The 9,906-nt window shown below is 57.6% G+C and carries 8 protein-coding genes; 2 read left to right on the plus strand and 6 right to left on the minus strand.

Features of this window, described 5'->3' with window-relative positions; all coding sequences use genetic code 11:
• The coding region (miaA, locus tag P1U71_RS16870; RefSeq protein ID WP_301106840.1) for a tRNA (adenosine(37)-N6)-dimethylallyltransferase MiaA at window positions 1-910 on the minus strand (910 nt) is incomplete at its 3' end.
• A 16-nt stretch (window positions 911-926) separates the two neighbouring features.
• Here miaA and serB point away from each other — a divergent pair.
• Window positions 927-1,838 carry a phosphoserine phosphatase SerB gene (gene serB / locus P1U71_RS16875; protein ID WP_301106841.1) on the plus strand — a complete coding sequence of 304 codons (912 nt, stop codon included), beginning with the start codon at window positions 927-929 and terminating at the stop codon, window positions 1,836-1,838.
• Between the two features lie 52 nt (window positions 1,839-1,890).
• Here serB and P1U71_RS16880 read toward each other — a convergent pair whose 3' ends face one another.
• The 4 genes from P1U71_RS16880 to hflK form a co-directional block, all read right to left on the minus strand.
• Window positions 1,891-3,417: a DegQ family serine endoprotease gene (locus P1U71_RS16880; protein ID WP_301106842.1), complete on the minus strand. Its 1,527-nt coding sequence runs from the start codon at window positions 3,415-3,417 to the stop codon at window positions 1,891-1,893.
• 229 nt (window positions 3,418-3,646) lie between these two features.
• The gene (locus P1U71_RS16885; RefSeq protein ID WP_301106843.1) at window positions 3,647-3,835 is read right to left on the minus strand and encodes a DUF2065 domain-containing protein; all 189 of its coding nucleotides are present in this window, start codon (window positions 3,833-3,835) and stop codon (window positions 3,647-3,649) included.
• 59 nt (window positions 3,836-3,894) lie between these two features.
• Entirely contained in the window at window positions 3,895-4,779 is an 885-nt protein-coding gene (hflC, locus tag P1U71_RS16890; protein WP_301106844.1) for a protease modulator HflC, read from the minus strand.
• Entirely contained in the window at window positions 4,776-5,870 is a 1,095-nt protein-coding gene (hflK, locus tag P1U71_RS16895; RefSeq protein ID WP_301106845.1) for an FtsH protease activity modulator HflK, read from the minus strand. The genes hflC and hflK overlap by 4 nt, the downstream gene beginning before the upstream one ends.
• Window positions 5,871-6,062: 192 nt before the next feature.
• Here hflK and apbC point away from each other — a divergent pair, with 192 nt between their 5' ends.
• Window positions 6,063-7,172, plus strand: a complete 1,110-nt coding sequence (gene apbC, locus P1U71_RS16900; protein WP_301106846.1) for an iron-sulfur cluster carrier protein ApbC — start codon at window positions 6,063-6,065, stop codon at window positions 7,170-7,172.
• Between the two features lie 32 nt (window positions 7,173-7,204).
• On the opposite strand, the gene ppdK is transcribed toward apbC, so the two are convergent.
• Window positions 7,205-9,883: a pyruvate, phosphate dikinase gene (gene ppdK / locus P1U71_RS16905; RefSeq protein WP_367281213.1), complete on the minus strand. Its 2,679-nt coding sequence runs from the start codon at window positions 9,881-9,883 to the stop codon at window positions 7,205-7,207.
• Window positions 9,884-9,906 lie beyond the last annotated feature (23 nt).

Consider the following 9,906-nt stretch of genomic DNA (forward strand, 5'->3'; position numbering starts at 1 on the left):
CTTGCGCAGAAGAGCGATTTGCTTCGCACATCTTATTCCGAACCCATGTCATTTGCCGTTTCGCATAGCGCCGGGTGAGGGTCTTTATCCGCTGTAATGCGGCATCCCGCTCCAATGTTCCATCCAGCACCGCCATCAGCTCCGGCACACCGAGCGCCTTCATTGCAGGTAAAGCAGGATCGAGTTTACGCTCCATCAGCGTTTTCACCTCGTCCAGCGCACCACCCTCCTCCACCATCCAGTCAAGACGGCGGTTGCAGCGATCGTAGAGCCATTCCCGATCCGGCGTGAGCGCAAGCCAAAGCCGCGGCCCTTGCAATATGTCGCCCGACGGCGCTCGCTTTTGCCACTCGCCGAGGGGGATGCCGGTCTCCTCCACTACCTCCAGCGCCCGGAGGATGCGTTGGCTGTCGCCCTCATTCAGCCGCGCTGCCATCTCCGGGTCCTTCTCGGCCAGCATTCTATGGATAACGGCATTGCCCTCCCGCTTATGAAGATCACGGAGACGATCCCTCACCTCGTCAGAAATGCCTGGCACCTCGGCGATGCCCTTGGTCAGGATATCGAAATAAAGCCCCGTCCCGCCAACAACGATGGGAAGCTTGCCATTGCTTCGCGCCTCCTCGATCTCTTTCAGCGCCATATCCCGCCAGCGCGCGGCGTTGCAGTAGTCCGCCGGGTCCAGCACCCCATACAGCCGATGAGGGGCACTCGCCTCTTCCTCCACGCTCGGGCGGGCGGTCAGAACGCGCAGGCCACTATAAACCTGCATACTGTCCGCATTGATGATGACACCGTTAAATTCCTCTGCTATGGCAATGGCCAACGCGGATTTGCCGCTGGCGGTAGGCCCGGCCAACAGGACTACCCCCGCCTGGCGCGTGATCGGCGATGCATTATTATCCGTCAAGGAATTGTAGCCCTTTATGATGACACAGAAATCGGTTCTTACCCTTGTTGCTGATCATACAGCGCAGAGTTCAATTCGCAATATCGCCGACGCCGCGCGCGAAACCCTGATCGAGGCCGGGGCCGATTGCGCCCAGCCGGACTGGCTCAGCGAGGATCGCGCCGTCGATATCGCCTTTGACGGGCTGGCAAGAGACGCGGCGCAAGACGGCTTCGCCAAGGCGGGACTGCTCGAAACCATCGATTTTTGCCTGCAGCCCGCCGAGTTCCGACGCAAAAAGCTTTTCCTCGCCGATATGGACAGCACCATCATCACGGTCGAATGCATTGACGAACTTGCGGATTTCGCGGGCTTCCGCGCGGAAGTCTCGGCGATTACCGAGCGGGCAATGAATGGGGAGCTCGATTTCAACGAGGCCTTTCGCGCCCGCGTCGCCATGCTGAAGGGCCTGCGCGAAGAAATCCTGCAGCAGGTCTTTGACGAACGGGTCACCCTCACCCCCGGCGCTCGCACTCTGGTGCAAACCATGCGCAGCACTGGCACCTATACCGCCTTGGTCTCCGGCGGCTTCACCTTTTTTACCAGCCGGGTGCGCGAGACGGTTGGCTTTCATATGGATATGAGCAACGAGCTTCTGTTCGAGGACGGCGCGCTCACCGGTGTGGCAGCGGAGCCGATCCTGAATTCCGCCGCAAAGCTCAACACACTGGAATCCCTGCGCCATGAATATTCCCTCCGGCGGGAGGAAACGGCGGCAATCGGTGACGGGGCGAATGATATCCCGATGATCGAGGCGGCAGGCCTCGGCGTGGCCTTTCACGCTAAGGCGAAAGCGGCGGCGGCGGCGGATGCGACCATCCGCTTTGGCGATCTCACCACCCTTCTCTATTATCAGGGCTACCGGCAAAGCGAATTCGGCGAGACATAAAAAATGGCGCCACCTCATCCGAGGGGCACCATCTTTCGGGATCAGCTAAAAATCAGCTTTCCTTGTTCAGCTTCAGGGCGATGAAGCGGGAGTTATCGCCACGCTTCAGCAGCAGCAGGACAGATTTCTTGTCCGTCGCCTGAATTTCCGCAATCCGCTCCTTCATCTGCTCCGGGTTCGAGACCGGCTCAAGCTGCGCTTCGGCAACCACATCCCCGGCACGAATGCCCTTCTCGGCGGCTTCGGAGTTCGGATCAACATCCGTGACCACGACACCGTTTAAATCCGGGCTGATGTTGAACTGCTCGCGCGCGGCGTCATCAATCGTGGCCAGTTCCATGCCCAGCAGGTCGATCTTGTCGCTGCTGCCCGGAGTTGGTGACGCACTCGCCATGGCGGTCTCCGCTTTTTCAAGCTCGCCAAGCGTCACGTTCAGTGTCTCGGTCTTGCCACCGCGCCACAGTTCCACCGTGACTTTGGAGCCAACCTTGGATTCCGCCACCAGACGGGACAGTTCACGGGGTTCGCTGACCGCCTCGCCATTGAATTTCAGGATGACATCGCCCGCCTTGACCCCGGCCTTGAACGCCGGTCCATCTTCCGGCACGCCGGCAACGAGGACGCCGTCCGTATCCATCAGGTCAAGCCCTTCGGCAATTTCCTCGGTCACGGGCTGGATCACCACACCGAGCCAGCCGCGGCTGGTCTTGCCAAACTCGATCAGCTGCTCAACTACCGGTACCGCAAGCTCGGAAGGAACGGCAAAGCCGATGCCAATGCTACCGCCGGACTGCGAGAAGATCGCCGTGTTGATACCGATGACTTCGCCGTCCATGTTGAACAGCGGACCACCGGAATTCCCCTTGTTGATGGAGGCGTCGGTCTGGATATAGTCGTCATACGGACCGGAGCGGATATCACGTCCGCGCGCCGAGACGATACCCGCCGTCACCGTACCGCCAAGACCGTAAGGGTTACCAATGGCCAGCACCCAATCACCAACGCGGGATTTGTCGCTGTCGCCCCAACCAACATCAATGAGCGGATGATCGTTCGGGTCGATTTTCAGAACCGCGATATCAGTTTTCGGGTCTGTCCCCACGAGGGTCGCCGGTACTTTCTCACCGTCCTGAAAGATGACTTTGATCTCGTCCGCACCGTCAATCACATGGTTGTTGGTGATGACATAACCATCCGTGGCATCAATCACGAAACCGGAACCGAGCGAGGTGGCCTTGCGTTCGCGCTGCTCCCCGTTCTTGTCCTTATTGCCGAATTCCTTGAAGAAATCCTCGAACGGATGGCCTTCGGGAAGCTTCGGGAGCCCGCCGCTCGGGCCCTTGACGGTCTGGGTTGTCGAAATATTGACAACCGCCGGCGACAGCTTTTCCACAAGGTCGGCAAAGCTGTCCGGGGCACCCCGCGCCTTCGCCCCCACCGCAAACACCATCATCAGGGTGAAAACCGTCAGGGTTGATATAGCGATCGCGCTAATTTTATATGCACCCGGCGCCGGATCCGCGACCGGCCGGGCAACAATCTCCGCTGATTTCGGGAGTGCTGAGTATCGGTTATACAAGTCTATCTTCCTTCTATAATTCGATTCTCTGCCGGGGTCCAAAGATCGCGAGCAGAGGATCAACTGACAATATATTCCCCTCTTGTTTCATCCACCGGCTTCAGTTTCCGATGCATTGCGCTGTATGTACCTAGAAATCAATTAAGGCAGAAATGTGCAAATGAAACCCGTTTTTTAATTTTTGTTGGTTAAATGCAAAATTCCTTTGGTTTCAAGGTACAACTTCGCGTTATCCCCGGATAAGCCAGACAAAAATTACACCGATCACTGCCGCCGCCAGGCCGACTATGCGTAAAATATGACTTGGCATACCGAGTGCCGAAACCATCATCCGCTTCATGCCGTCGGGAAACAAGGCATAAAGCGCGCCCTCAAAAAACAAAACCAGCGCCGCCGCCAGCAGGAAATCGGTTACCACAACTATCGCCTCTTACGAAAACGGCCCGTAAGTAATATACGGGCCGCTTCAATCCATGTTTACTTGGAAGGTGCCGGTTCGACATCCTGCTGGTCAAAGAAGCGGAAAAACTCCGATGTCGGGGACAGCACCATGGAGGTATCAGTATCCGACATGGATTCCCGATAGGCCTGCATAGACCGGTAGAAGGAGAAAAAGTTCTCGTCCTTACCGAACGCTTCGGCGAAGATACGGTTCTTTTCGCCGTCGCCTTCACCACGGAGGATTTCAGAATCCTTTCGCGCATTGGCGATCAGGACCGTGCGTTCCTTGTCCGCATTGGCCGTGATCCGCTGAGCGATTTCCGCACCCGTTGCCCGGATTTCCTTGGCTTCCTGCTCACGCTGCGACCGCATACGATCAAAAACCTTCTCACTGTTTTCCTTCGGCAGGTCAGCCCGGACGATCCGCACATCAATCACGTCAATGCCGGAGGCCTTGGCTTCCGTGTTCACCTGTTCCCGAATCTGATTCATCAGGTTGGACCGCTCCCCCGAAACAATATTGTTCAGGGACTGGCGACCGAGATTCTGCCGGAGCTGTGAGTTCAGGATTGTTTCCAGTCGCGTATAGGCGATTTGGATATTGCCATAGGACTGGTAATACTGCAGCGGGTTGGCGATACGGAACCGTGCAAAACTATCCACCATCAGGCGCTTCTGATCCCGTGTCACGACTTCTTCGCGCTGTGTGCTGATGGACAGTACACGCTTGTCCACATAGACAACATCCTGCACGAAGGGCAGCTTGAAGTTCAGGCCAGGTTCCTGGATGACCTTCTGCGGCTTACCAAACTGCATGACGATGGCCTGCTCTGTCTGGTAAACGGTGAAAAGCGAGCTGGATGCAACGACACCGGCGGCCACCAGAATAATGGCGAAAACTGTCAGGAATGTTTTATTCATTTGTTGGTCGCCCCTTTCTGCAGTTCATTGAGTGGCAGGTAGGGAACGATGCCTTGCGCTCCGTCCTTACCAATATCAATGATCATTTTCTGCTTACCCGTGAACACTTCCTGCAACGTCTCAAGATAGATACGCTGACGCGTCACATAGGGTGCCTTGGCATATTCGTTATAGATGGAAATAAAACGGGCCGCCTCACCTTCGGCCTCGGCAATAACCCTTTGCTTATAACCCTCGGCCTCCTGACGGATCTTTTCCGCCTGGCCACGGGCCCGGGGAATAACGTCATTGGAGTAGGATAAGGCCTCGTTCTGGGCGCGTTCCTTGTCGGCTTCCGCCGCCTGAACATCCCGGAACGCCGCAATCACCTGGGGTGGCGGTTCTGCATTCTTCAACTGGACCTGCAGAATGGTAACGCCTGCGCCATAGTCATTGAGGACTTGCTGAAGACGTTCCAACACTTCCGTTTCGACCAGCAAACGACCTTCGGTAATGGCCGAGGTCAGGTCCGTGCGACCGATGACCTCGCGCATGGCGCTTTCTGCCGCGGCCTTAATCGTCAGGTCCGGCTGATCAATATTAAAGAGATACTTGCCCGCATCACTGATCCGCCACAACACCGTGAAACCGATATCGACGATATTCTCATCCCCGGTCAGCATCAGGCTTTCCGCCTCTACCGGGGTGGAGCCGCCGCCGCGCGTCGGACGGAAACCGATTTCGACACTGTTGACCTTGGTGACTTCAGGCGTCAACACGGTTTCAATCGGATAAGGCAGGTGATAGTTCAGGCCTGGCTGGGTCGTTTCCGACCATTTACCGAAGCGCAGCACGACACCCTGCTGGGTCGTCTCGACCTTATAAAAACCGCTGATCAGCCAAGCACAGAGAATAACCAGCAACAGAATGAGGATGCCGATCTTGCCGCCACCGCCGCCGGGGATGATATCTTTTAGCCGGTCCTGGCCCTTCTTGATAATATCTTCGAGATTGGGGGGTTGTTGACCACTCGGTCCTGACCCCCAAGGTCCGCGATTGCCACCGCCGCCTTGCCAGCCTCCGTCATTACCACCCTGATTGTTCCAAGGCATATGATCGCCTCTCCTTCATTCCTGCGCTGATTTTGCGCGTTTGCTAACTTTACGTAGTCGCGTTATATGACACCCTGCAACATTCTGCAACGGAACACGGGGCGAGAAACGCTTTATTTCTCTCAGCCGCCTTCCAGCAGAGGTTTTTTATTCTATGCCTACCATTTTGTGTCCGAAGCGGAGTTTTCAAGCATGTCAGCGATAAATGAGCAAACCATTCTCAAATGCCTCGATCAGGTCATCGACGAAAAATCAGGCAAAAGCGTGGTCGCGCTCGGCCTGATTGCCGGTCTGGTGATCAAGGAGGGCAATGTCGGTTTTGCGCTTGAAATCAACCCCAAAGACGCAGGTGAGATGGAACTCCTGCGCAAGAAATGCGAGGAGGCGGTCTTCAATCTGCCCGGCGTCAAATCGGTAAGCGTGGTACTAACAGCGGAACAGGCCGCACAACCGGCGCCGTCCCGCCCCCAACCTCAACAGCAGCAACCGGCGCAAAAGCCGGAAGTCCCGGGCGTTGCCGCCATTGTTGCCGTCGCCTCCGGCAAGGGTGGGGTCGGCAAATCCACCTGCGCCGTCAATCTTGCGCTCGGGCTTGCGGCGCTCGGCCTCAAGGTCGGAATGCTGGATGCGGACGTTTACGGCCCGTCGCTGCCACGCATGCTGGGACTGAAAGGCAAGCCGGATTCAAAAGATGGCAAAAAGCTCATCCCGATGGAGAAATGGGGCCTGAAGGTCATGTCCATGGGCTTCCTCGTCGAGGAAGACACGCCGATGATCTGGCGCGGCCCCATGATCATGAGCGCCTTGCAGCAGATGGTGTTCGATGTGGACTGGGGCGAGCTCGATGTCCTCGTCGTCGATATGCCCCCCGGCACCGGGGATGCGCAACTCACATTGGCCCAGCGCGTGCCGCTCGCCGGCGCGGTAATCGTTTCCACTCCGCAGGATATCGCCTTAATTGATGCCCGTAAGGGACTGAATATGTTCCGCAAAGTTGACGTACCGGTGTTCGGGATCATCGAGAATATGAGCTATTTCCTCTGCCCGTCCTGCGGGGAGCGTTCTGACATTTTCGGGCATGGCGGTGCCCATGAAACAGCGAACGAGCTCGGCGTCGATTTCCTTGGCGAAGTGCCGCTGCATATGGATATCCGAAAAACCTCTGATGCCGGAACGCCGATCACCGCAACGGAACCGGACAGCGCCCATGCCAAGACCTACCGCGATCTGGCGGCGAAGGTGCAGGGGAAAATCGAGGAGGGGCTCGCGACCTCATCAGGACCCAAAATCGTTATCGAATAATAAAAAAAGCCCGGATCGCTCCGGGCTTTTTATCAGGCTTCTGAGACCCGCTGCAGACCGAGCGCGGCCTGCGCTGCCGCCAACCGGGCAATCGGCACGCGGTAGGGAGAACAGGAGACGTAATCGAGGCCGACCCGTTCGCAGAAATCAATGCTGGAGGGGTCGCCGCCATGCTCCCCGCAGATACCAAGCTTGATATCGGCGCGCGTCTCGCGCCCGCGATCGACCGCAATCTGAACCAGCTCGCCCACGCCTTCCTGATCGAGGGAGACGAAGGGATCGGTTTCATAGATGCCCTGTCCCACATAATCCTCCAGGAAGGATCCACTATCGTCGCGGCTGATGCCATAGGTTGTTTGCGTCAGATCGTTGGTGCCGAAGGAGAAAAACTCCGCCTCCTTCGCGATATCCCCGGCCCGAAGCGCGGCGCGCGGGAGTTCAATCATCGTGCCGATGAGATACTCGATCTCCTTGCCGGTCTCGTCATGGATGGCGTCGGCAACGGCCTTGATCTTTATTTTAAGGATTTCGAGTTCCCGCTCCGTCGCAACGAGCGGGATCATGATTTCCGGGATCACAGTGGAGCCGAGTTCCTTGCTGACCTCGGCGGCGGCCTCAAGGATCGCGCGGGCCTGCATCTCGTATATTTCCGGGAAGGAGATGCCGAGACGGCACCCCCGATGACCGAGCATCGGATTAAACTCATGCAGTTGCAGGGCGCGGTGGCGCAGTTTCGCTGGTTCCGCACCAAGCGCCTTGGCCAGATCGTCGATTTCCTCATCCGTTTTGGGCAAGAACTCATGCAGCGGCGGATCGAGAAGCCGGATGGTGACCGGGAGCCCCGCCATAATCCGGAAAAGCTCAATAAAGTCTCCGCGCTGATAAGGGAGCAATTTGTCCAACGCCGCGCGCCGTTCCTCGCTGGTTTCGGCCAAAATCATCTGGCGGACGGAAACAATCCGTTCCGCATCGAAGAACATATGCTCGGTCCGGCAGAGGCCCACACCTTCCGCGCCGAATTTCCGCGCGGTTTCCGCATCCAATGGCGTTTCCGCATTGGCACGCACCTTCATGCGGCGGATTTCATCGGCCCAGGACATCAACTCGCCAAATTCGCCGGACAGTTCCGGCATGATCATATCGACCGCGCCCAGCATCACCTCGCCGCTGCCGCCGTCGATGGTGACGATATCACCCTTGTTATAAGTTTCCCCAAGCACGCTAAGCGTTTCATTCTGATAATCGATATTGAGCGACCCCGCGCCGGACACACAGGCCCGGCCCATGCCGCGCGCGACAACCGCCGCATGACTGGTCATGCCGCCGCGGCTGGTGAGGATACCTTTCGCCGCATGCATGCCGTGGATATCTTCGGGACTCGTTTCGATCCGGACCAGGATAACGGCTTTCCCCTCGCCCGCGAGGGTTTCCGCCTCGTCACTGTTAAAGACGATCTGCCCCGACGCGGCACCGGGGCTCGCCGGAAGCCCACGCGCAATGACATTGCGTTCCGCAGCGGGATCAAGCGTCGGGTGCAGCAATTGATCAAGGGAGGCCGGGTCAATCCGTTTGATCGCCTCGTTCTTGTCGATCAGCCCTTCGTTCACCATGTCGATGGCGATTTTTAGCGCCGCCTTCGCTGTGCGCTTGCCCGAGCGGGTCTGCAGCATCCAGAGCTTGCCCTGCTGGACCGTAAATTCGATATCCTGCATGTCGTGATAATGCGCTTCGAGCTTTTTATACACATCGACAAGTTCGGCGAAGACTTCAGGAAAGACTTCCTCCATCGAAGGGGCCTCAGCGCCCGCATCGAGACGGGACTGCCTGGTCAGGTTCTGCGGCGTGCGAATACCGGCCACCACGTCTTCCCCTTGCGCATTCACGAGGAATTCGCCGTAGAAAATCTTCTCGCCCGTGGAGGGATCGCGGGTGAAGGCAACACCGGTTGCACTGTCATCGCCCATATTGCCAAACACCATGGCCTGGACATTGACGGCGGTGCCCCAGCTTGCCGGGATATCATGAAGGCGGCGGTAAGTGATCGCGCGCTGATTCGTCCAGGAGCTGAACACCGCGCCAATGGCGCCCCAGAGCTGATCCTGTACGGTTTGCGGGAAGGGCCGGCCGAGTTCTTCCTCGACCTTTTCCTTATACTGCCCGACAAGGCGTTCCCAGTCGTCCGCCGAGAGGTCGGTATCGAGATGATAGCCGTTTTCCTCTTTCAATATCTCAAGCAGTTCTTCGAAATGATAATGATCGACGCCAAGGACGACATCGGAATACATCTGGATAAAGCGGCGGTAGCTGTCATAGGCGAAACGCTTGTCGCCGCTCTGTGCCTCCAGTCCCTTGACCGTCTCGTCATTGAGGCCAAGGTTAAGAACGGTGTCCATCATGCCGGGCATCGAGGCCCGCGCGCCGGAACGCACCGACACCAGCAGCGGCTTCTCCGCATTGCCGAAGCCACCGCCAACGGAGGCCTCGATCTCGGCGATTGCCGCATCGACCTGCGTGGCGAGCGTATCGGGATATGTCTCGTTATTTTCAAGAAATTCCGTGCAGACTTCCGTGGTGATGGTAAAGCCCGATGGCACCGGCAGACCGAGATTGCTCATCTCCGCCAGGTTCGCGCCTTTGCCGCCCAGCAGATTGCGCATTTCCGCCGTGCCATCCGCCGTACCATCGCCAAAAGAATATACCCACTTCGTCATCTCGATATCGCCCTTCTGATGTT

Origin of the sequence: Sneathiella sp. (assembly GCF_029233945.1) — a bacterium.
Classification (GTDB): Bacteria; Pseudomonadota; Alphaproteobacteria; order Sneathiellales; family Sneathiellaceae; genus Sneathiella.

Bases quoted from the DNA above. Each gene is read 5' to 3' on its own strand.
- hflK (WP_301106845.1), bottom strand. From the start codon at position 5,870: ATGCCTTGGAACAATCAGGGTGGTAATGACGGAGGCTGGCAAGGCGGC.
- ppdK (WP_367281213.1), bottom strand. From the start codon at position 9,883: ATGACGAAGTGGGTATATTCTTTTGGCGATGGTACGGCGGATGGCACG.
- apbC (WP_301106846.1), top strand. From the start codon at position 6,063: ATGTCAGCGATAAATGAGCAAACCATTCTCAAATGCCTCGATCAGGTC.
- hflC (WP_301106844.1), bottom strand. From the start codon at position 4,779: ATGAATAAAACATTCCTGACAGTTTTCGCCATTATTCTGGTGGCCGCC.
- serB (WP_301106841.1), top strand. From the start codon at position 927: ATGATGACACAGAAATCGGTTCTTACCCTTGTTGCTGATCATACAGCG.